The 20,385-nt window shown below is 65.5% G+C and carries 18 protein-coding genes; 13 read left to right on the top strand and 5 right to left on the bottom strand.

What is annotated here, in order from left to right; all coding sequences use genetic code 11:
- Window positions 1–29: 29 nt before the first annotated feature.
- From denD to otnI, 4 genes are read left to right on the top strand one after another with little or no spacing between them, the layout of a single operon-like run.
- The gene (denD, locus tag G486_RS0103395) at window positions 30–1,010 is read left to right on the top strand and encodes a D-erythronate dehydrogenase (RefSeq protein WP_027014262.1); all 981 of its coding nucleotides are present in this window, start codon (window positions 30–32) and stop codon (window positions 1,008–1,010) included.
- Window positions 1,007–1,924 carry an L-threonate dehydrogenase gene (gene ltnD / locus G486_RS0103400; RefSeq protein WP_027014263.1) on the top strand — a complete coding sequence of 306 codons (918 nt, stop codon included), beginning with the start codon at window positions 1,007–1,009 and terminating at the stop codon, window positions 1,922–1,924. Before denD ends, ltnD begins: the two co-directional genes overlap by 4 nt.
- Window positions 1,921–3,201, top strand: a complete 1,281-nt coding sequence (gene otnK / locus G486_RS0103405) for a 3-oxo-tetronate kinase (protein ID WP_027014264.1) — start codon at window positions 1,921–1,923, stop codon at window positions 3,199–3,201. The genes ltnD and otnK overlap by 4 nt, the downstream gene beginning before the upstream one ends.
- 47 nt (window positions 3,202–3,248) lie before the next feature.
- Window positions 3,249–4,046: a 2-oxo-tetronate isomerase gene (otnI, locus tag G486_RS0103410; RefSeq protein WP_027014265.1), complete on the top strand. Its 798-nt coding sequence runs from the start codon at window positions 3,249–3,251 to the stop codon at window positions 4,044–4,046.
- An 81-nt stretch (window positions 4,047–4,127) separates the two neighbouring features.
- Here the strand turns inward: otnI and G486_RS0103415 are convergent, their stop codons facing one another.
- Window positions 4,128–5,114 carry an AraC family transcriptional regulator gene (locus tag G486_RS0103415; protein WP_027014266.1) on the bottom strand — a complete coding sequence of 329 codons (987 nt, stop codon included), beginning with the start codon at window positions 5,112–5,114 and terminating at the stop codon, window positions 4,128–4,130.
- A 136-nt stretch (window positions 5,115–5,250) separates the two neighbouring features.
- On the opposite strand from G486_RS0103415, the gene G486_RS0103420 reads away from it, so the two are divergent.
- The 4 genes from G486_RS0103420 to G486_RS0103430 all read left to right on the top strand — a co-directional run bounded on the left by G486_RS0103420 (window position 5,251) and on the right by G486_RS0103430 (window position 8,269).
- Entirely contained in the window at window positions 5,251–6,165 is a 915-nt protein-coding gene (locus G486_RS0103420) for an alpha/beta hydrolase (protein WP_027014267.1), read from the top strand.
- Window positions 6,166–6,194: 29 nt separating this feature from the next.
- Entirely contained in the window at window positions 6,195–6,668 is a 474-nt protein-coding gene (locus G486_RS24475; RefSeq protein WP_245587231.1) for an alpha/beta hydrolase, read from the top strand.
- Window positions 6,605–7,135: an alpha/beta hydrolase family protein gene (locus tag G486_RS24480; RefSeq protein WP_245587232.1), complete on the top strand. Its 531-nt coding sequence runs from the start codon at window positions 6,605–6,607 to the stop codon at window positions 7,133–7,135. Before G486_RS24475 ends, G486_RS24480 begins: the two co-directional genes overlap by 64 nt.
- 99 nt (window positions 7,136–7,234) lie before the next feature.
- A complete protein-coding gene (locus tag G486_RS0103430; protein ID WP_211233749.1) occupies window positions 7,235–8,269 on the top strand; it encodes an MBL fold metallo-hydrolase in 1,035 nt (344 codons plus the stop codon).
- 58 nt (window positions 8,270–8,327) lie between these two features.
- Here the strand turns inward: G486_RS0103430 and G486_RS0103435 are convergent, their stop codons facing one another.
- A complete protein-coding gene (locus G486_RS0103435) occupies window positions 8,328–9,578 on the bottom strand; it encodes an NAD(P)/FAD-dependent oxidoreductase (RefSeq protein WP_027014269.1) in 1,251 nt (416 codons plus the stop codon).
- 191 nt (window positions 9,579–9,769) lie between these two features.
- On the opposite strand from G486_RS0103435, the gene G486_RS0103440 reads away from it, so the two are divergent.
- From G486_RS0103440 to G486_RS0103460, 5 genes are all read left to right on the top strand, one after another.
- Complete coding sequence (locus tag G486_RS0103440; protein ID WP_027014270.1) at window positions 9,770–11,266, top strand: DUF3375 domain-containing protein; 1,497 nt, start codon at window positions 9,770–9,772, stop codon at window positions 11,264–11,266.
- Window positions 11,266–12,033: a DUF4194 domain-containing protein gene (locus G486_RS21440; protein WP_051303089.1), complete on the top strand. Its 768-nt coding sequence runs from the start codon at window positions 11,266–11,268 to the stop codon at window positions 12,031–12,033. Before G486_RS0103440 ends, G486_RS21440 begins: the two co-directional genes overlap by 1 nt.
- Entirely contained in the window at window positions 12,030–15,341 is a 3,312-nt protein-coding gene (locus G486_RS0103450; protein ID WP_051303091.1) for an ATP-binding protein, read from the top strand. Before G486_RS21440 ends, G486_RS0103450 begins: the two co-directional genes overlap by 4 nt.
- Complete coding sequence (locus G486_RS0103455) at window positions 15,338–16,534, top strand: Wadjet anti-phage system protein JetD domain-containing protein (RefSeq protein WP_027014272.1); 1,197 nt, start codon at window positions 15,338–15,340, stop codon at window positions 16,532–16,534. The genes G486_RS0103450 and G486_RS0103455 overlap by 4 nt, the downstream gene beginning before the upstream one ends.
- A gap of 133 nt (window positions 16,535–16,667) precedes the next feature.
- Window positions 16,668–17,066, top strand: coding sequence for a YkgJ family cysteine cluster protein (locus G486_RS0103460; protein ID WP_027014273.1), 399 nt, complete (start codon window positions 16,668–16,670; stop codon window positions 17,064–17,066).
- 152 nt (window positions 17,067–17,218) lie between these two features.
- On the opposite strand, the gene G486_RS23910 is transcribed toward G486_RS0103460, so the two are convergent.
- The 3 genes from G486_RS23910 to G486_RS0103475 all read right to left on the bottom strand — a co-directional run bounded on the left by G486_RS23910 (window position 17,219) and on the right by G486_RS0103475 (window position 20,247).
- Complete coding sequence (locus G486_RS23910) at window positions 17,219–17,995, bottom strand: hypothetical protein (protein WP_156919872.1); 777 nt, start codon at window positions 17,993–17,995, stop codon at window positions 17,219–17,221.
- A gap of 144 nt (window positions 17,996–18,139) precedes the next feature.
- Entirely contained in the window at window positions 18,140–19,543 is a 1,404-nt protein-coding gene (locus G486_RS0103470; protein ID WP_027014275.1) for a HAMP domain-containing sensor histidine kinase, read from the bottom strand.
- Window positions 19,543–20,247 carry a response regulator transcription factor gene (locus G486_RS0103475; RefSeq protein WP_027014276.1) on the bottom strand — a complete coding sequence of 235 codons (705 nt, stop codon included), beginning with the start codon at window positions 20,245–20,247 and terminating at the stop codon, window positions 19,543–19,545. The genes G486_RS0103470 and G486_RS0103475 overlap by 1 nt, the downstream gene beginning before the upstream one ends.
- Window positions 20,248–20,385: the final 138 nt, after the last annotated feature.

Here is a 20,385-nt window from a genome sequence, read left to right on the forward strand (position 1 = left end):
CTGATTCCTAACGTGATGGAAAACAGAAAATGAAAGTACTGATCACCGGCGGCGCCGGCTTCCTGGGCCAGCGCCTGGCTCGCAAACTGCTCGAACTGGGCGCACTGACGCTCGAAGGCCGGCGCCAGCCCATCACCCACATCGACCTGCTGGACGTGGTGCGCAACGACAGCCTCGACGATCCGCGCGTGCACTGCCTGACCGGCGACATCGCCGACGTCCAGGTGCTGGGCCAGGCCCTGGACAGGGACACGGCCGTGGTCTTTCACCTGGCCGCCGTGGTCAGCGGCCAGGCCGAAGCCGACTTCGACCTGGGCATGCGCATCAACCTCGATGCTTCGCGCTCCCTGCTGGAATCCTGCCGCGCCCTGGGCCATGGTCCGCGCGTGGTCTTCACGAGCTCGGTCGCCGTCTACGGTGGCCGGTTGCCCGACAGCGTGCGCGACGACACGGCCCTCAACCCCCAGTCCTCCTACGGCACGCAAAAAGCGATTGCCGAGTTGCTGCTGGCGGACTACACGCGCCGCGGCTTCGTCGACGGACGCGTGCTGCGCCTGCCCACGATCAGCGTGCGCCCGGGCCGCCCGAATGCGGCCGCCTCGTCGTTCGCCAGCGGCATCATCCGCGAGCCCCTGGGCGGCGAAGCCGCCAACTGCCCCGTTGCTGCAGATACGCGCCTGTGGCTGCTGTCGCCGCGCCGCGCCGTCGAAGCCCTGGTCGCCGGATGCGAGCTCGATGCCAGCGCAGTTGCCGACCGCCGCCCCATCAACCTGCCAGGCATCTCCGTGAGCGCTGGCGAGATGGTCCAGGCCCTGCGCGAAGTGGCTGGCGACGCAGTCGCGGACCGCGTGAGCTGGCAGCCCGACGAGCGCATAGCGCGCATCGTGGGCAGCTGGCCCGGCCGCTGGGACTGTGCCCGCGCAGAGCGCCTGGGCCTGCAGGGCGATGGCGACTTCGCGGCCATCGTGCGCGCCTATATCGCCGACGACCTGGAGTGCACCAAACCATGAGCAGTGCCACCACTTCGCGCACCGTCGGCGTGATCGGCCTGGGCGCCATGGGCGCGGGCATGGCGCAAAGCCTGCGCCGCGCCGGCCACCAGGTTCATGCCTATGACCTGCGCCCTGAAGCCACTGCCGCCTTTGCAGCCGAAGGGGGCACGGCCTGCGCCACGCTGGCCGACATGGCCGCCGCCTGCACCATCATCGTCAGCGTGGTCGTCAACGCCGCGCAGACCGAGGCCCTGCTGTTCGGTGAAGGCGGCATCGCCGCAGCGCTGCGCCCGGGCGCAGTCTTCATCATGTGCTCCACCGTGGACCCCGCCTGGTCCATGGCGCTGGAGGAGCGCCTGCAGACCTTGGGCGTGCTCTACCTCGATGCCCCGATCTCGGGCGGTGCGGCCAAGGCCGCTGCCGGCCAGATGACCATGATGACCGCAGGCCGCCCCGAAGCCTACGCGGCCTGCGAAGGCCTGCTCGACGCCATGGCCGCCAAGGTCTACCGCCTGGGCGACAGCGCGGGCGCAGGCAGCAAGGTCAAGATCATCAACCAGCTGCTGGCCGGCGTGCACATTGCGGTGGCAGCCGAGGCCATGGCCCTGGGCCTGCGCGAAGGCGTGGCCGCCGAGGCACTTTACGAAGTCATCACGCACAGCGCCGGCAACAGCTGGATGTTCGAGAACCGCATGGCCCACGTGCTCGCGGGCGACTACCGCCCGCTGTCGGCCGTGGACATCTTCGTCAAGGACCTGGGCCTGGTGCTGGACACCGCACGCCACAGCAAGTTTCCGCTGCCCCTGGCCTCCACGGCCCACCAGATGTTCATGCAGGCATCGACCGCAGGCCATGGGCGCGAGGACGATAGCGCCGTCATCAAGATCTTCCCCGGCATCACGCTGCCGCAGGCCACACCGGAGTCTCCATGAGCATTGCACTGGGCTGCATAGCCGACGATTTCACGGGCGCCACCGATCTGGCCAACAACCTGGTGCGCGCAGGCATGCGCGTGGTGCAAAGCATTGGCCTGCCCGATGCCCCCGTCGACGATGGCGTGGATGCGGTCGTGATCGCACTCAAGTCACGCACCATCGCGCCCGAAGAGGCCGTTGCACAGTCGCTGCTGGCGCTGCAGTGGCTCAGATCCCAGGGGCCCTCAGGCCGTGCCCCGCAGATCTATTTCAAATACTGCTCCACCTTCGACAGCACGGCGCGCGGCAACATCGGCCCCGTGGCCGAGGCGCTGATGGACGCCCTGGGTTGCGGCTTCACCATCGCCACACCGGCCTTTCCCGATAACCAGCGCACCGTCTTCAAGGGCCATTTGTTCGTGGGCGATGTGCTGCTCAGCGACAGCGGCATGCGCCACCACCCGCTCACACCTATGACCGATGCCAACCTCGTGCGCGTGCTGCAGGCGCAGACGCGGCGCAGGGTCGGCCTCATCGAGCATGCCACCGTGGCCGCCGGCGAGGCGGCGGTGCGCGCGCGCATCGCCGCGCTCCAGGCCGAAGGCGTGAGCATGGCCATCGTTGATGCGGTCTCCAACGACGACCTGCTGCGCCTGGGCCCGGCCCTGAAAGACATGGCCCTGGTCACGGCGGGCTCGGGCGTGGCCATCGCCCTGCCTGCGAACTTCGGCATCCGGCCCACCCCACAGGCTGCCAGCCTGCCTGCGGCCTGCGGCCTGCAGGCCGTGGTCTCGGGCAGTTGCTCGGTCGCCACGAATGCCCAGGTCGCACATTTCATTGCCTCGGGCCGGCCGGCCCTGGCCGTGGATCCGCTGCGCATCGCGGCCGGCGAGGACGAGGTCGGCAAAGCCCTGGCCTGGGCCCGCCAGCATCTCGACAGCGGCCCCGTGCTGGTCTACTCCACGGCCGAGTCCTCGGCCGTCAAGGCCGTGCAAGGCCGCCTGGGCGCGGAGCAGGCCGGCGCACTGGTGGAGCAGACCATTGCAGCCATTGCCCGGGGACTGGTGGCGCTGGGCGTGCGCCAGCTCGTCGTGGCCGGCGGAGAGACCTCGGGCGCCTGCGTGCAGGCCCTGCAGATTGCGCAGATGCGCATAGGCCCGCAGATCGCCCCGGGCGTGCCCTGGTGCCATGCCATGCCGCCGACAGCGCCCGATGGCTTGCACATCACGCTCAAATCGGGCAACTTCGGCGCCGAGGATTTCTTCACCCAGGCCTTTGCCGCGCTAGCGCATTGAAGCAGCAGACAGGCTCCAGCCCCTTCCCGCAGACAGAAAGAGTTTCCATGCCCCGCTTCGCCGCCAACCTGTCCATGCTCTACAACGAGCTGGACTTTCTCGACCGCTTTGCCGCAGCCGCAGGCGACGGCTTTCAGGCCGTCGAATACCTGTTCCCCTACGACTTCGCACCCGAGCAACTGGCCGAGCGCCTGCATGCCAACGGCCTGCAGCAGGCGCTGTTCAACGCCCCGCCCGGCGACTGGGCTGCAGGGGAACGCGGCCTGGCCTGCATTCCGGGCCGCGAAGCGGAATTCGCCCAGGGCATGGAGCGCGCAATTGACTATGCGCGGGCCCTTGGCTGCCCGCGCATCCACGTCATGGCCGGGATCAGGCCTGCAGGCGCCAGCGAGGAGATGCTGCGCTCCACCTATGTGGCCAACATGCGGCGCGCCGCGCAACTGGCCGCACCCCACGGCATTGCCATCCTGCTGGAGCCCATCAACGGGCGCGACATGCCCGGCTTCTTTCTGAACCGCCAGGACCAGGCCCATGTTCTGGTCGCCGAGATCGCAAAACCCAATGTCCGGGTCCAGATGGACCTCTACCACTGCCAGATCGCCGAGGGCGACCTGGCCATGAAGATCCGCGCCTACCTGCCCACGGGACGCATCGGCCATATCCAGATCGCGGGCGTGCCCGAGCGCCACGAGCCCGACATCGGCGAAATCAACCACGGCTACCTGTTCCAGCTGCTGGACGAGCTGGGCTATGACGGCTGGATCGGCTGCGAATACCGCCCCGCGCGCGGCAGCGTCCCGCAGGGCACCAGCCAGGGCCTGGGCTGGCTCAAGCCCTGGTTGTGACTGCGTGTAGTTTTCCCGAAAGCTCGCAGGTCGTACTTGACGAAACGCCCGCTCATGCCCGGCGTTTCTTTTTTACTGAGATCAATGAAGAGGTCTCACGCCAGACAAGCAACGAGCAGCCGGCGATCCACGAAGATTCGTCCTGTTCGCAGAAACGTCCGGCAACTGGCGCCGATACTGCGTCGGAGAGCTGGACATGATTCTTTTGAACGCCGTGCTGAAGGAGCTCTCGGACTCGTACCCGAGCGAGAAGGCAATGGCGGCAACCGTCTCACGGCCCGAGCGCAGGCGGGAAGCTGCCACCAGCATGCGCCAGCGCGCGAGATAGTCCATCGCCGTGCTGCCCACCAGGGCCTTGAATCGTTGCGCAAACACGGTGCGCGAGATGCCGGCCACACGGGCCAACTCTTCCAATGTCCAGTTGCGAGAAGGTTCCGCGTGCATCGCACCGATCGCGGGGCTGATCTGCCGGTCGGCCAGTGCAAGAAACCACCCCTTGGGCAGCTCGCTGAAACTCTTCAGGAAAAGCCGCAGCACTTGCACCAGCATCAGATGCGCCAGATGCGTACACACCAGCATCGCGCCGGGCTGCGGGTTGCGTAGCTCGCCAGCCCATTGGTCGAGAGACCAGCGCAAGACGTCTGCCTGGCTCGACGCCTTGGGGATGTGGATGATGGGTGGGAGTGCGTCGAACAAAATGGCCGCATGGCTGTCTGCGAAAGTGAAGCGTCCGCTGATGAGAAACACCTCTCCTCCGCCGTTGTGAAGGGCAACCCCGTCACGGGAAATGGCCTCCAGAATGTCCTCGCCGCTTTGCACGGGCAGTGCCGGGTCGGAAGTCAGCACAACATGTCGCCCACTATTGAGCAAGAAGCAGTCCCCGGCATCGAAGCGAACCGGCTCGTCCAGCTCATCCGTCATGACCCAGCAAGAGCCCCGCATCACAGCTGTGAACTTGATGCCCTCATGGGGTGGAAAAGTAAATGACCAATCCCCGGCTGCGTCGAGGCCTGCATAGAACTGGCTGCGGGGCTGAAGCAGCGAGAGGATGTCGGAAAGAGGGTCCATCGCCAATCCGTACTCATGAAAAAGAAAAACGCACTTTAAAGCATGGATCGTTCGGACACCAAGGGTTAATCTCCATCCCATTCACAGAGTGCGCTGTGCCGCACTCCCCCTTGCCAATACTTTGGAGTCTGCTCATATGGTCAAGTCCGTCACCTTCAAGAACTACGGTTGGGACGTCACCGGCACTTTGCATCTGCCTGCCGATTTCGATCCCAGGCGCCCATACGCAGCCGTTGTGTGTGTCCATCCATCCGGCGGAGTCAAGGAGCAGGTCTCCGGTCTGTACGCCCAGCAACTGGCGGCGCAAGGCTTCGTCGCCCTGGCCTATGACGCAGCCTTCCAGGGCGAGAGCACAGGCGAGCCGCGTCACCTTGAAAACCCCTACCTGCGCGTGGAGGATGTCAGCGCCGCCATTGACTACCTGAGCACTCTTGCCTATGTGGACAGCGAGCGCATCGGCGCACTGGGGATCTGCGCCGGCGGCGGCTATGCCGTCCATGCGGCCATGATCGACACACGCATCAAGGCTCTTGGCACCGTGAGCGCCGTGAACTACGGCCAGCTTTATCGCAACGGCTGGGATGGCGCCGCCAATCCGCAAGACTGTCTGGCTCTGCGCGAGATGTCCGCCAGGGCGCGTACCACCGAAGCCCGCGGCGAGACCACTCAGTACCTGCCCACCGTGCCGCTCCACCGTGAGGACGCGGCCAGGATTCACCCCGACCTCGCCGAAGCGTTCGACTACTACCGCACGGACCGCGCCCAGCACGACAATGCGCCCAGCAGGTTCACCACGCGCAGTCTGGCGCAGTTGGTGACCTACGACCCCTTCCACAACGTGGAGCTGTTCCTCACTCAGCCCGTACAGATCATCGCAGGCAGCGATGCGGGCAGCCGCTGGGCCAGTGAGGAACTGCTCCGCCGCGCCGCAAGTCCCAAAAAGGACTTGTTCCTCGTCCCCGGCGCCACCCACATCGCGCTGTACGACCAGCCCGCCATGGTCGGAATGGCAGCGGACCGGCTGGCGGCCTTCTACAAGGCCCACCTGTAACCCCGGCACCGCCTCGAAAGGAGAATCCCATGACCACCATCCAATCCGTCACTTTCAAGAACCGCTCCTGGGACGTGGCCGCGACCCTGCGCTTGCCACATGGCTTCGATCCCGGCAAGAAATATGCAGCCGTCATCTGCGCCCACCCCATCAGCAGCTGCAAGGAGCAGACTGCGGGCAGCATCTACGGCGAAGGGCTGACCCAGGCAGGCTTCATCACCCTGGCTTTCGATGCTTCCACCCAAGGCGCCAGCGGCGGCACCCCGCGGTACAGCGAAGACCCGGGCACCCGTGTGGAGGACTTCCGCTGCGCGGTTGACTACCTGGTCACCCTGCCCTACGTCGATGAGGAGAAAATCGGCGTTTTAGGGGTCTGTGGCGGTGGCGGCTATGCGGCCAATGCGGCAATACCGAAAAACGCATCAAGGCCGTGGGCACGGTGGTTGCAGCCAACTACGGCCGCCTGCTGCGCGACGGTGACCAATCGCCCGATGCCGCATTGAAGACCCTGGAGCTCATCGCCCGGCAGCGCACCGCCGAAGCGCGTGGCACCGATCCCCTGATCGTGGGCTACATCCCCTTTGCCAGCCAGGCAGAGCGTGAGCAGGCCGGTGTCAGCGACATTGACCTCGAGCAGGCCATCGATTACTACCTGACACCACGCGGCCAAAAGCCAGGATCCCCCAACAAGCTGCGCCTGAGCAGCACTGGCGCGGCGCTGGGCTGGGATGCGTTTCACCTGGCCGAAGTGCTGCTGACACAGCCACTTCACGTGGTCTTCGGCAGTGTGCCTGGCGCCTTCGGCTCCTACAGCGATGGGCAAGACCTGTTCCGCCGCGCCCGCTCGGCACACAAGACAATGCAGATCGTGCCGGATGCCAGCCACTACGACCTGTACGACCAGCCCGAGGCCACCGGTCAGGCGCTGGCCCAGTTGGTTCCGTTCTTCAAAAAGCATCTGGGAGCCTGAGAACGTGTTCCAAGAGTGCGTGAGCGGTGCCACGCACACGCCCGCGCCTTGTGTCCAACCACCATTGCTCCAGGAGTTCCGATCTTGAGCCGTCGCATCATGCGCCCCCCGCCGCTTGGCGACTACACCTCATCGCCCCAATCGTTTGATGGACGCTTTCGCAACCCGTGCCCGCCGGGCCCCGGGGATATGCCTGAATCCACCCTGCGGGTCTGGTGGAATGTGTTCTTCAACAAGCCCAAGGGCACGGTGCCATCCGCGCCGATTCCGGTCCACAGGCTCGACCGCGCCGCGCTTGATCTGGCACCCGACCGCAGCCTGTACCGGCTGGGTCACTCCACGGTGCTAATGAAGCTGCGCGGCCAATGGTGGCTGACCGATCCCGTGTTCTCCGACAGGGCATCGCCACTGTCATTTGCCGGGCCCAAGCGCTTTCACGCACCGCCCATCACCATCGAGGAGCTGCCACCGCTTCGGGGCGTGATTCTTTCCCACGACCATTACGACCACCTCGACCATGCCGCCATCCGCGCACTGGATCACAAGGTCGGTCTGTTCCTCACGCCGCTGAGCGTGGGCGACCGGCTGGCCGGTTGGGGCATCGCCAGAAACAAGATCCGGCAATTCGACTGGTGGCAAGGCACCGAGGTGGATGGCCTGCGGCTGACAGCCACACCGGCGCAGCATTTCTCCGGGCGCAGCTTGCGCGATGGCAACCGCACGCTGTGGTCCTCCTGGGTTCTGGAAGACGGCGCGCTGCGCGTGTTCTTCAGCGGGGATACGGGCTACTTCGACGGATTTGCCGAGATCGGGAAACGCTTCGGCCCCTTCGATATCACGCTGATGGAAACCGGCGCCTACAACGCGCAATGGCCTTATGTGCACATGCATCCGCAGCAGACCGTGCAGGCGCACCAAGACCTGCGCGGGCGCTGGCTGCTGCCAATTCACAACGGCACCTTCGATCTGGCCATGCACACCTGGGAAGACCCGTTCGACCAAGTGCTGCAGTTTGCAGCCCGACAGGATGTGCAGGTCGCTACGCCCATGATGGGCGAACGCGTGGATATGGATGCGATGCAACCTGGCACCCGCTGGTGGCAAGCCTTGCGCACAGCGCCATCCCTGACATGACGGCTGCGGCCCAGCGGCTCGGATCGTCGCTGGCGCTAGTCACCGGGGCGCGAAGGCGCTAGCGGCCCTCAAAACGCGCCGGCAGATACGCCTGGGCCGGAACAAAGGTGGGCTCGCCATCGATTTGCTCGGCCAGCAACCGGGCCGATGCCGGGCCCAGGGTCAGGCCCTGGTGGCCATGGCCGAAGTTGAACCACAGACCCTTGTGGCGCACAGCCGGCCCTATGAGCGGCTTCATGTCGGCCACGCAGGGACGCGCTCCCAGCCACGGCATGTCCTCCACGGGCTCGCCCAGTTGCACCAGTTCACTGGCCAGCTCGGTGGAGCGCTGGATCTGCACGGGTGTTGCGGGTGCATCCAGCCGCGCGAATTCGGCCCCCGTGCAAATGCGCAGACCGGCTGTCATGGGCGCGAGCATGATGCCGTTTTCCGCGTCCAGCATGGAGATGCCGAAGTTCTGCGGCTTTCTGAAATGCCGGTGATAGCCCCGCTTGACGAATACCGGCAGCGCATAGCCGAGCTTGCGGACCGCATCGAAAGACCAGGCCCCGAGCGCCATCACGGCCTCCTGTGCGCTCACCTCAAGACCCGCGCCCCTGGCGCACCAGCCCGCACCACGCGGGCTCAGCTCAATCCCCTGGCCGGTTCGGAACTCGCCGCCGCGCTGCACGAACAGCTTCGCATAGAGATCCACCAGATCGCCGGGGCTGGCAACGCTCCAGGGGTCCTGCCACAGAATGGAGCCGGCCAGCGGCTTCTTGAGCGCAGGCTCCAGGGCGGCCAGCTCCTGCCCGCTCAATGCACGGCCCGCAAGCCCCCAGGCCGCGCGAATGCGCTCGGCATCCCTGGCGCCCTTGTCGAAGGCAGCAGCGCTGCGATAGACCTCGTGCCAGCCCTGCTTGCGGATCAGGTGGCCGGCGCCGGCCGCCTCGATCCAGGGAGCATGCTCGCTGGTGCTGTGAGCGATCAGGGCCGCGTATTCGGCCGCAATCTGCGGGTAGCGCGCAGGCGCCGAGTTGCGCCAGTACTGGAACAAGGGGCTGGCCAGCGCCGGCAGGGCCGAGAGGTGGTAGTGAATCGCGTTCTCGCGCCCCAGGGCCGCGCCCACCAGGGTGGCAAGATCGCGCGGAAAGCCATAGGGCTCGACCGCCTCGCGCTGTATCAGGCCTGCATTGCCGAACGATGCGCCGTCACGCCCAGGCTGCTGCCTGTCGAGCAGGATCACATGGTGGCCGCGCGCCTGCAGCGCCAGCGCCGTGCTCACGCCCACCATGCCGGCGCCCAGAACCATGATTTCTTTTTGCTTCATATGACTGCCAGTCGGACTGAACGAACAACTTTGTTCAACACCATAACAAAATTTCCCTCCATGGAAAAACCCATAAAAACTACAAAAACAATAGCTGCAAGCGCTTTATAGATAAGCGCTTCCAGCCATTTTCATCTCTATCTCAGCCCTCAAGCCGAGGCGGTGCAACATGGCCCCCTAGAATCCTTGCCATGCCCAGCCTGAGCCAGCAGCGAACCCAGAAATACATCCATGCCCGCCAGCAGCATCCGGCCTGGCTGCTGCTGGCCTCGCGGCGTGCGCCGCTCATGCTCAGCTGCCTCGATGCCTTGTTCGAGCACCAGCGCGATGGCGTGGCTTTCGATGCCGCCGTCCAGGCCCTGGCCGACATGCTGACCGAGCATGCCAACCAGCCCGATTTCGAGATCGATGCCTCGGACATCGCGGCCCAGGCCAGGCGCGATCTGCGCGAGTGGATTCGCCGCGGCCTGGTGGTGGAGCGCGAAGGCCGGGTGTTCGAGACCGATGCGCTCAAGACCGCCCTGCGCTTCGTGGCCCAGCTGGACCGGCGCATGATGACTTCCACGGCCTCGCGCCTGGCCGTGGTCCAGCGCGAGATCGACAATCTGGCGGCCGCGCTCAACCCCGATCCCCAGAGCCGGGCCGAGTATCTGCAGCGCCATATCGACGACCTGGGCCAGCAGCTCAGGGACGTGCAGGAAGGCCGCATGCCGCAGCTTGGCGACGACCAGGCCGTGGAAGGCATTCGCGAGGTCTATGCGCTGGCCACCAGCCTGCTGGCCGACTTTCGCCGTGTAGAAGACTCCTGGCGCGAAGCCGACCGCGCGCTGCGCCAGTCCATCATCAGCACCCAGCAGCATCGCGGCGCGGTCATGGACCAGTTGCTCGACGGCCATGCCAGCCTGCTGAGCACCCAGGAGGGCCGGGTCTTCGACAGCTTTCACCAGCAACTGGCCCACCAGAGTGAACTCGGCGAGATGCGGCAGCGCATTCTGCGCATACTCGAGCACCCCATGGCCGCACGCGCGCTGGACGATTTGCAGTACAGCGCACTGCGCCTGCTGGTGCAGCAGCTGCTCAAGGAAGCCAAGGTGGTGCAGGCCGTGCGCGCACGCAGCGAACGCGAGGTCAGCCAGTTCATGAAGACCGGCCAGGCCGCAGAAAACCAGCGCGTGGGCCAGTTGCTCAACGAGGTGCTGCAGCAGGCGCTGGAGCTTGACTGGCGGCGCCAGTCCCTGCGCCGCGAAAGCGCGCCTTTGCCGCCGCTGGGCCTGGCCCAGGGCGGGCTGCCGCTGATAGAGCGGCTGCGCATCAAGTCCCTGGAGGGCGATCCCGAGACCGAGCTGCTGTTGACCACGCAATACACGGACCTGGACCAGATGGACGAGGAATTCTGGCAGGCCTTCGAGGGCCTGGACCGCCAGGCCCTGATGGAGCAGACCCTGCAGACCCTGGCCAGCCACGGCAAGCCCATGACGCTGGCCGAACTCGCCCAGGCCCTGCCGCCCGGCACCCACGACCTCGAAACCCTGTCGCTCTGGCTGGCCATGGCCCGCGAGGCCGGGCTGGCACCGGGCGATGAATACGAGCACATAAATACCCAGGATCAGGAGCACAGCTGGCGCTTCACGGTGCCGCGCATTGCGCTGCAAGCCGACCTGCTCAAAACCCTGGACCAGGAGCTTTGATGCCACAGCGCAGCCCGCCGCCAACCGACCTTTTCGATCAATGGGCCAGCGCCCCTGCCGCGGGAGCTCCGCAGGATGCGCAGGACCAGGCCGCAGAACCTGCACCCGGCACGGAAGCTGGCGCCGAAGCCGCGCAGGCCACGCCCGCCGCCCTGCGCCGCGCCCTGCAGGAGCTGCTCAAGTTCGGCCTGCTGGAGCAGGCCGCCAAACCGCACCTGTTTCGCCAGCTCGCCACCGACCTGGAGCGCGTCAACCGCCTGCTGGAGCCGCTGGACCTGCAGGTCAAGCTCGACGATACGCGCGGCCTGATCTTCGTGGCCGTGGGCCCGGGCTACCAGCCCGAGGAGGACGAGGAAGACGAGTGGTCCCACCCCCTGGTGCGGCGCCAGCGGCTCACCCTGGAGCAGTCGCTGCTGCTGGCCATACTGCGGCGCGAATTCCTGCAGCGCGAGCAGGAAAGCGGCCTGGGCTCGCCCGTGCGCCTGCACCTGGACCAGTTGCTGCCTCAGCTGGAGATCTATCTGGGCAGCACGGGCAGCGACATGCAGGAGCGCAAGCGCCTTGTGAACCTGCTGGAGAATCTGCGCGGCCATGGCGTGGTCTCCGAGATCGACGCCCAGGACAGCTTTGGCGTGCGCCCCATGATCGTGCACCTGGCCAGCCCGCGAAATCTTGAGGCCTTGCTGCAGCGCCTGCGCGAGATCGCCGGCAACGCCCGCGACACGGGGGACGGCGCCATGCAGCAGGATGCCGAGGACCCGCAATGACCGCTCCCGTCAACTCCGGCGCCATCGCCACCCCGTCGAGCTATACGCTGCACGAGCTGCACCTCTACAACTGGGGCGCTTTCGGCGGCCGCCACCAGGCCGGCATGGACCCGGAGAACACGGCCATCATCGGCCCCACGGGCAGCGGCAAGACCACGCTGATCGATGCGCTCATGACCTTGCTGTGCGCCAACCCGCGCTACAACCTGGCCTCCACGGGCGGGCATGAAAGCGACCGCGACCTGATCTCCTATGTGCGCGGCGCCAGCGGCCCCGGCCATGCAGGCGACAGCAGCGACCACCTGGCGCGCAGCGGCCGCACCGTGACCGGCATTGCCGCGAGGCTGGGCCGGGGCGCTGACGAGTCGGTACTCATAGGGGCGCTGTTCTGGTTCGACGGCAGCTCATCCTCGGCCGGCGACATGCAGCGGCGCTGGTTTTTTGCCCAGGGCCGCGAGCACAACCTGGACCTGTGGCTGGAAGAGCAGCACAGCGGCGGCGCACGTGCCCTGGGCCGGCTGGAAAAAGGCAGCGAAGGCCTGCGCATCTTCACCAGCAAGAGCGCCTATCTTGCGCGGCTGCACAGCTTCTTCGAAGTTGGCGCCAATGCCTTCACCCTGCTCAACCGCGCAGCCGGCCTCAAACAGCTCAACAGCATCGACGAGATCTTTCGCGAGCTGGTGCTCGAGGACCAGTCCGCCTTCGACGAGGCCTTGCAGGTCGCGGCCAGCTTCGATCAACTGGCCTCCATCCATGCAGACCTGGAGCTGGCCAGCCGCCAGCACCTGTCCCTGCTGCCGCTGCGCGCACAAGGCCAGCAGCAGTCCCGGCAGCAGCAGCGCCTGGCACAGCTGCAGGAACTGCACCAGGCCCTGCCCCTGTGGTTTGCGCAGCAAGGTGCCCGCCTCTGGGGCGAGCGGGCCGCAGCCCAGCAGGCGCAGCTCACAGGCCAGCAGCAACTGATCGACGAGGCCGTACAGCGCCTGGGCCAGGCGCGCGCCGGTGAACAAAGCCTGCTCGAAACCTATCTGCGCAGCGGCGGCGGCGATATCGCGCTGCTGGAGCAAAGCCTTGCCAGAGAGCAAAAAGAGCTGGCCCACAAACAGGCCCAGGCCGTGAGCTATCTGCAGCTTGCGCGCAACCTGGGCCTGGACTGCAGCGCCGGCCTGGGCCCGCAACTGCTGGCCACCCATCAACAGCAGGCCGGCCCGGCCCTGGCCGATCTCGACGCCCAGGCCGCCGCGCTCCAGGCCCGTACCGAGGACGCCGTGGCCTACGAGCGCAACGCCCATGGCGAGCTCGCGGCCTTGAAAGCCGAGCATGACGCCGTGCAAAAGCGCCCGGGCAGCAATCTGCCCTACGAATTCCAGCAGTTTCGTGCGGACCTGGCCGAGCAGTTGCAGCTCACTGCCGAAGAACTGCCCTTCGTGGCCGAGCTCATGGAGGTGCAAAAGGCCCAGCAGGCCTGGCGCGGAGCCATCGAACGCGCCCTGGGCAGCCACAGGCTGCGCATCATGGTGCCGCCACAGTCCATGCAAGCCGCCCTGGACTGGGTCAACCAGCGCCACAACCGTCTGCATGTGCGCCTGCTGGAAGTGGCCAGCCCCCAGGCCAGGCCGCGTTTTTGGGACGATGGCTTTGCGCGCAAGCTCAACCTCAAGCCCCATGCGTATGCGGATGCGCTGGGCCAGTTGCTGTCCGAGCTGGACCGCCACTGCGTGGATGATGCCCGGGCCCTGCGCCAGACCCCGCATGCCATGACGGCCCAGGGCCTGATGTCGGGCAAGGCCTTGCACTTCGACAAGCAGGACCACAAGCGCCTGAACCAGGACTGGATGACGGGCTTCGACAACCGCGACCGTCTGGCCCAGCTGGAGCAGCAGATCCAGCAGTTGAGCGCGCAATGGCAGACGCTGGAGGCTCAAAAGCACGCAGCCCAAAACGCCCAGGCCGATGCGGCCCACCGGCGCAGCCTCTGGCAGGGCCTGCAGCAGCTGCGCTTTGAAGAGATCGACGTACAGACCGCAAGCGAGCAGCTCAAGCGGCTGCAGGAGCGCCTCGATGCCTTGCTCAACCCCGCATCCGACACGGCCCAGGCCAAGGCCCGCTGGCAGACCGCCCAGCAGGCCAGCCAGCAGGCGGAGCAGGCCTTGCTGCAGCTCAAGGAGGCGTTCTCCGCCCTGCGCGAGCGCCACCAGGCCAGCCAGGCACGCTGGCGCCAATACCAGGCCCGGCTCGATGCCCAGGCCCCGCCGCCGCTGGACGCGCAGCCGCTAGAAAGCCTGGCCAGGCTGCTGCCCCAAGGCCTGCCCGAGCCCGATTGCGAGCAGCTCGAAAACCAGGAGCGCATGCTGCTGGCCCAGGCCCAGCAACTGCTCGAGGCCCTGCGCGGCCAGCAGGCCGAACTGCACAAGGACATCATCCGCCAGATGGCCAGGGCCCAGAAGGAAGACAGCGGCGCCCTGACCGACCAGCCCCAGGAGGTCGAGGCCCTGGCCCACTACCTGGAGCGCCTGGATCTGCTGGAGCAGGAAGCCCTGCCCGACAAGCGCCAGCGCTTTCAGGACTATCTCAACGAGACCTCGGAGCAAGGCGTGAACACCTTGCTGCGCAACATAGAAACCCAGGTCACGGAAATCCTGGAGCGCATTGCCGAGCTCAACCGCACGCTGGCGCGCGTGGACTTCCAGCCCGGGCGCTATCTGCAACTGCACCCGCAAGGCGTGGTCCACCAGAGCCTGCAAAACCTGGGCAAGGCCCTGGCCGAGCTGCGCTCCGAGCGCCTGCGCGACGACGGTGGGCAAAGCCATTACAAGGCCTTGCGCGCCATGGTGGAGCTGCTGCGCGAGCACGCCACCAACCACCGCACCAAGCCGGCCCAGGCCTTGCTCGATGCACGCTACCGCCTGCAGTTCGCGGTGCATGTGATCGAGCGCGCAACCGGCCAGGTGCTGGAGCGGCGCACGGGCTCGCAGGGCGGCAGCGGCGGCGAGAAGGAAATCATCGCCAGCTATGTGCTCACGGCCTCGCTCAGCTATGCGCTGTGCCCCGCCGGCCGCAACCGGCCCGTGTTCGGCACCATCGTGCTCGACGAGGCCTTCTCCAAAAGCTCCCAGGCCGTGGCCTCGCGCATCATCCAGGCGCTGCGCGAATTCGGCCTGCATGCCTTGTTCGTCACGCCCAACAAGGAATTGCGCCTGCTGCGCAACCACACGCGCTCGGCCGTGCTCGTACACCGCCTGGGCCGCCAGGCCACGCTGGCTTCGCTGAGCTGGCAGGAACTCAACGAGCGCGCGAACAGCCGATGAAATCCCCCGCACAACTCGCCGCCCTGCTGGCCCGCCAATGGCTGCGCCCGGGCTGGCGCGAGCAGCAATTGCTGGGCGGTTCGGCCGCATGGCCGCTGCGCCTGTCCATAGGCCTGCCGGATACGGCCGTATTCCGCGAAGGCGGGGCCGAGCTGCGCGCGCATCTGCAGCGCTGGCAGCAAGTGCGCGACCAGGGCCTGGGCCAGGTGCAATGGCTGGATCGCCAATACCGCGACGGCGCCACGCCCGTGGCCCTGCCCTGCCACTGGCTGCTGCAGCGCCCATCCGACTATCTGGCGGCCATGACCGGCCTGCGCGTGCCCCAGCACGTCCAGATCGCGGCCGACTACCGTGCGCTGACCCAGGTGCTGGGCGCCGTCGATGCGCCATGGCACAGCCTGCTGGTGCGCCGGCTTGCGCTGTGGCGCCATCTGCAGCCCGCGCAGGTCATACAGGCCGTGCGCATGGCCGCCGAACTGAGTCCGGGCTGCGCCCAGGGCCGGCCGCTGCGCGCTCTGGCCATGGCCGGAGCCGACAGCAAGTTCTTCGAGCGCCACGAGGGCCTGCTCAAGGCCTTGCTCGACCTGCGCTTTGAAGGCCAGGCCAGCCGCCTGGGCCTGGCCGATTTTCTGGGCGCCAGCAGCGAGGGCGAACACTGGCTGCTGGTCGCGCCCCTGGCCCCGGGTCTGCTGCCTTTCGAGCGCCTGCGCGTCACGGCCGCGGAACTGGCCCGCACCGCCCTGCCCGCGCGCCGCATTCTGGTCATAGAAAACGAGCGCTGCCTGCACCTGCTGCCCCAGCCCCTGGCCGACACGGTGGCCATCCTGGGCGCCGGCCTCAACCTCGGCTGGCTGGCCGCGCCCTGGTTGCGCGAGTGCAGCGTGGCCTATTGGGGCGACATGGACAGCTGGGGCCTGGCCATGCTGGCCCAGGCCCGCAGCCATGTGCCGCATCTGCAGGCCCTGCTCATGGAGCGGGACTGCTTTGCCGCCCACCGGCATCTGGCCGTGGCCGAACCCCAGCGCGCCGAGCCCTTGGCCGACGCTGCGCTGGCCCCCGAGCAAGCCGCGCTGGACCAGTTGCTGCGCAGCCTGGAAAAGGGCCGGCTGGAGCAGGAGTTCTTGTCGCCCGGTCTCGTGGCCCAGGCCATTCGGGCATGGGCCCAGGCCTGCCCCCCAGCCTCCTGCCACTGACATCTATCAATTTGATAGCTGCAAGCGCTTGATGGACAAGCGCTCAAGGCCTTTTTCATGAAAATACCGGGGGCGACATCTAAAAGTCTATGGCCGTTCAGGGATTTGGGCGCAGGCGCAAAATCCGCCCCCCATGAAATCCTCTATACGCATTGTCGATGTCGACCGCCTGGAAACCTGGAGCAAGTACCGCGCCGGGCTTTGCGACAGCTGTGCAGCCAACTGCTGCACCATGCCGCTGGAGGTGGGGCTGGCCGACCTGGTGCGCCTGGGCCTGGTCGATGCCTTCGAAGTCGACAATGTGGAGCCCAAGCTCATCGCCAAACGGCTGCTCAAGCTGCGGCTGATCGACCACTACAACCCCAAGCACAACCTCTTCACCATGGCGCGGCGCGCCAGTGGGGACTGCCATTTTCTCGATGTGAAGACAAGGCGCTGCACGGTCTATGCCACCCGCCCCGAAACCTGCCGCCTGCATCCGGGAAAAGGCCCCAGGCCGGGTTTTTGTGCGTATGGGCAAAAGGGGCGTTGAGCAACAGACTTTTAATCCGCTGGCCATGAGCTCGAATTTCGCAATCAACGATGTGCTGTTGAATGCAGGACTGCCCCTCTGACTTGCCTGCTTTTAAAAATACAATTTATGCAGACAGCGATATATTTTCCAGGGATTCCTGGATTCAGGATCTATCCACATACAAAATCAGACTGACCTTTCCAGGAATCCCCTGTCACCGGGTTTTTAGGACTTCCTGGATATTCACAGGCTGCCACTTTATAACTTCCTTGAAACGGAACAATGGCAACCTTGGTGCCTGGTCTTATACCGGATATTCCCCATTCAACATAGCATCCACCAGAATGACAGTAGCGAGCAAAAATATTGAAGCTGCAGCCATTATGAATACCATCAATACCTTTGCTGTATTGAGTACGCCTTACCATGCTGACGCAACTCCCCGCAGTTCTGAACTTATTGCTTTGCGTGCTCCCACCCCTTAATTGAGATGGTTGAGAATTTTCTTGAGAAGTCAATTTTTTCCCCTGATCATTTATTCCTCCAGTAATAACTGGTTCTGCTGATACTCTTGTGGGAGCCTCAATCAGAGGAAGAGAGGATTGCCTAATTTCTGTACTTACAGACTCCGACTTGGGGACATAGGCTGGTTTGGCGCCTTGCGACTGCGATGCATTCTTGCTTTGTACATATGCATTTCCGGCTTCGCTCCAGACGGCTGAGCTTTGCTCCACATCCATGCTTCCACCAAGAGTGAAGACATCCATCAATGCCCCCATGGCAACGCCCATGGTGCCTATCCATAATCCCGATATAACGTTTCCTTCGGAAAACTCGCTGCCGGATTTCTCTATTGCCTTCATCGTGGTGCATCCAGTAATGAATAGCATGCAGACAGATATGGAGAGCACTCTTATCAGGCTTAGGCAGGATTTAATTTGTTTCATGGAAATGCTCGATCAGCAGGGTTTTCGGTAGAAATATTCAGTTACCGAAATTTTGCAGGAGCAAGTTTTCTTGTCCATCCCCCAAATAAGGGGGTCTATCTTTTCCAAGAATTTCCGCGCAGGACTTGGCGCCCTCGCCTCGGCTCAAACCACAGCTGGCATGCCCGGCAGCCAGATGCGGGCCTCCAGCCCCGGGTGCCGGTTTTCAAAGCTCAGCCGCCCCCCATGCAGATGGATGATGGCCTGCACGCTGGCCAGGCCCAGGCCGTAGCCGGGGCGGTCGGACCGGCCCCGGAAGAAGCGGGTGCTCATTTTTTCGCGGGTGCTCTCGTCCACCCCCGGGCCCTGGTCCAGGATCAGGATTTCCACGCCCCAGGCACCGCCCTGCGCGCCGAGCTCATGGGCCTGGCCTGCGCGCAGCAGTACATCAGCGCCATGGGCGCTGTGGCGTGCGCTGCCGTATTTGACGGCGTTGTCCACGAGATTGGCCACGGCGCTGGCCAGCAGATCGCCGTCGCCCAGGGCCATGGGCGCCTGCTGGACTTCGAGCTTGAGCTGGCCGCCCGCATCCTCGACCAGGGGCTCGTAGAACTCGACCACGTCGATGAGCAGGGCCTGCAGGTCCACGGGCGCGAAGTTCTTGCGCGTGGCGCCGCTTTCCACCTCGGCGATCTGCAGCAGCTTGTCGAAGACCACGCCCAGCTCGGCGACTTCCTCGGCCACCAGGGCCAGGGTTTCGTTCTTCTCTTCGGGCGTGGCCTGCTGGGCATTGCGCAGGCGCAGCAGGATGCGCGTGAGCGGCGTGCGCAGGTTGTGGGCAATGGTGTTGGAGACATGGCGTATGCCGTCCATGAGCAGCTCCAGCCGGTCGAGCATGGCGTTGATGTCGCGGTTGAGCAGCGTGAATTCGTCGTCGCGCCCGCTGACCGGGATGCGCTGGCTCAGATCGCCCGTGGCCACGCGCGCCATGGTGTTGCGTATGTCCGAGGCACGCGACTCGACCACGCGCCGGAAGGCGCCCGCGCCCAGCAAGGCCATGCCCAGGGCGACCATGGCGGCCAGCAGGCTGGCGCGGCCGAACAGCTCCTCCACATCGGCCTGGGCCTGCATGTCGCCGCCCACGGCCAGCAGCTTGCCGTCCGGCAGTTCGGCCACGGCCACGCGGCCCGAGATGATGCGCCCGCCGCGCCTGACCTTGAGGTCGCGCACGCCCAGCTGGGTGATTTTTCGCGCGGGGATCGGATCGGCATTGCCCAGAAGCGGGATGCCGGCGGCACTCATGAGGATCAGGATTTCGGTGTCGGTGTTGACGCCGTCGAGCAGGGTTTGCTGGATCTCGGATTCCAGCGCCTCCTGCCCGTATTTCTCGCGGTGCTCGACCAGGCGGCGCAGATGGTTCTCGGCCTGACGGTCCATGCGCATGCGCAGCACGCCCACGGTCTGCACATAGAACACCGACAGCACGATGGACATGGTCAGCACCAGAAAGGCCCCGTAGATCAGGGCCAGCCTGAAGGAGGTGGAGCTCCAGGGCTTGAAGAGCTTCATCAGGCGACCTGGGGCAGATCCTGAGGCCGGTCCGAGAGGCTGTAGCCCACGCCGCGCACGGTATGGATCAGCGCGGGCTCGAAACCCTTGTCCACCTTGCCGCGCAGCCGGCTGATGTGCACGTCGATGACATTCGTCTGGGGGTCGAACCGGTAGTCCCACACCGATTCCAGCAGCATGGTGCGGGTGACGATCTGGTGGGCGTGCTGCATCAGAAAGGCCAGCAGCCTGAACTCGCGCGGCTGCAGGGCCAGGGGCTGGCCTGCGCGCTCGGCGCTGCGCGTGAGCAGGTTCAGACGCAGATCGGCCAGGCGCATCTCGCGCTCGGGCGCGGGAATCTGGGCGCGGCGCACCAGGGCCTCGAGCCGCGCCGACAGTTCGGAGAAGGCAAAGGGTTTGGTCAGGTAGTCGTCGCAGCCGGCCTTGAGCCCGCGCACGCGCTCGTCCGTGGCCGACAAGGCGCTGAGCACCAGCACCGGCGTCTGCTTGCCCATGGAGCGCAGGGTCTGCAGGATCTGCAGGCCGTCAAAGCCGTTGGGCAGCATGCGGTCGAGGATGATCACATCCCAGCTCTCGCCCACGGCCATGGCAATGCCTTGCACGCCATCACCACAGACCGAGACCTGGGCCCCCTGCTGGCGCAGGCCTTCGGCTATGTAGCGCGCGTTGAGCGCATCGTCTTCGATGATGAGATAGCGGTACATCTAGGGTGGCAAAAGCAAAAAAATGAGCTGCTAGCGCTTTCCATTACTAGGTTTCAGATGTAAATCCACCTGAAACCCTTGATCAACCAGCGCTGGCAGCTCATTTTTTTATGCAAGCCAGCGCATGCAGCACCAACT

This window comes from Comamonas composti DSM 21721, from assembly GCF_000429845.1.
GTDB classification, from domain to species: domain Bacteria; phylum Pseudomonadota; class Gammaproteobacteria; order Burkholderiales; family Burkholderiaceae_C; genus Comamonas; species Comamonas composti.

Coding starts and splice junctions, on each gene's coding strand:
- G486_RS0103415 (WP_027014266.1), bottom strand. CDS start 5,114: ATGGACCCTCTTTCCGACATCCTCTCGCTGCTTCAGCCCCGCAGCCAG.
- otnI (WP_027014265.1), top strand. CDS start 3,249: ATGCCCCGCTTCGCCGCCAACCTGTCCATGCTCTACAACGAGCTGGAC.
- G486_RS0103470 (WP_027014275.1), bottom strand. CDS start 19,543: ATGAAGCTCTTCAAGCCCTGGAGCTCCACCTCCTTCAGGCTGGCCCTG.
- G486_RS23910 (WP_156919872.1), bottom strand. CDS start 17,995: ATGAAACAAATTAAATCCTGCCTAAGCCTGATAAGAGTGCTCTCCATA.
- G486_RS0103420 (WP_027014267.1), top strand. CDS start 5,251: ATGGTCAAGTCCGTCACCTTCAAGAACTACGGTTGGGACGTCACCGGC.
- G486_RS0103460 (WP_027014273.1), top strand. CDS start 16,668: ATGAAATCCTCTATACGCATTGTCGATGTCGACCGCCTGGAAACCTGG.
- otnK (WP_027014264.1), top strand. CDS start 1,921: ATGAGCATTGCACTGGGCTGCATAGCCGACGATTTCACGGGCGCCACC.
- G486_RS0103450 (WP_051303091.1), top strand. CDS start 12,030: ATGACCGCTCCCGTCAACTCCGGCGCCATCGCCACCCCGTCGAGCTAT.
- G486_RS0103430 (WP_211233749.1), top strand. CDS start 7,235: ATGCGCCCCCCGCCGCTTGGCGACTACACCTCATCGCCCCAATCGTTT.
- G486_RS0103475 (WP_027014276.1), bottom strand. CDS start 20,247: ATGTACCGCTATCTCATCATCGAAGACGATGCGCTCAACGCGCGCTAC.
- G486_RS21440 (WP_051303089.1), top strand. CDS start 11,266: ATGCCACAGCGCAGCCCGCCGCCAACCGACCTTTTCGATCAATGGGCC.
- ltnD (WP_027014263.1), top strand. CDS start 1,007: ATGAGCAGTGCCACCACTTCGCGCACCGTCGGCGTGATCGGCCTGGGC.
- G486_RS0103440 (WP_027014270.1), top strand. CDS start 9,770: ATGCCCAGCCTGAGCCAGCAGCGAACCCAGAAATACATCCATGCCCGC.
- G486_RS24475 (WP_245587231.1), top strand. CDS start 6,195: ATGACCACCATCCAATCCGTCACTTTCAAGAACCGCTCCTGGGACGTG.
- denD (WP_027014262.1), top strand. CDS start 30: ATGAAAGTACTGATCACCGGCGGCGCCGGCTTCCTGGGCCAGCGCCTG.
- G486_RS0103435 (WP_027014269.1), bottom strand. CDS start 9,578: ATGAAGCAAAAAGAAATCATGGTTCTGGGCGCCGGCATGGTGGGCGTG.
- G486_RS0103455 (WP_027014272.1), top strand. CDS start 15,338: ATGAAATCCCCCGCACAACTCGCCGCCCTGCTGGCCCGCCAATGGCTG.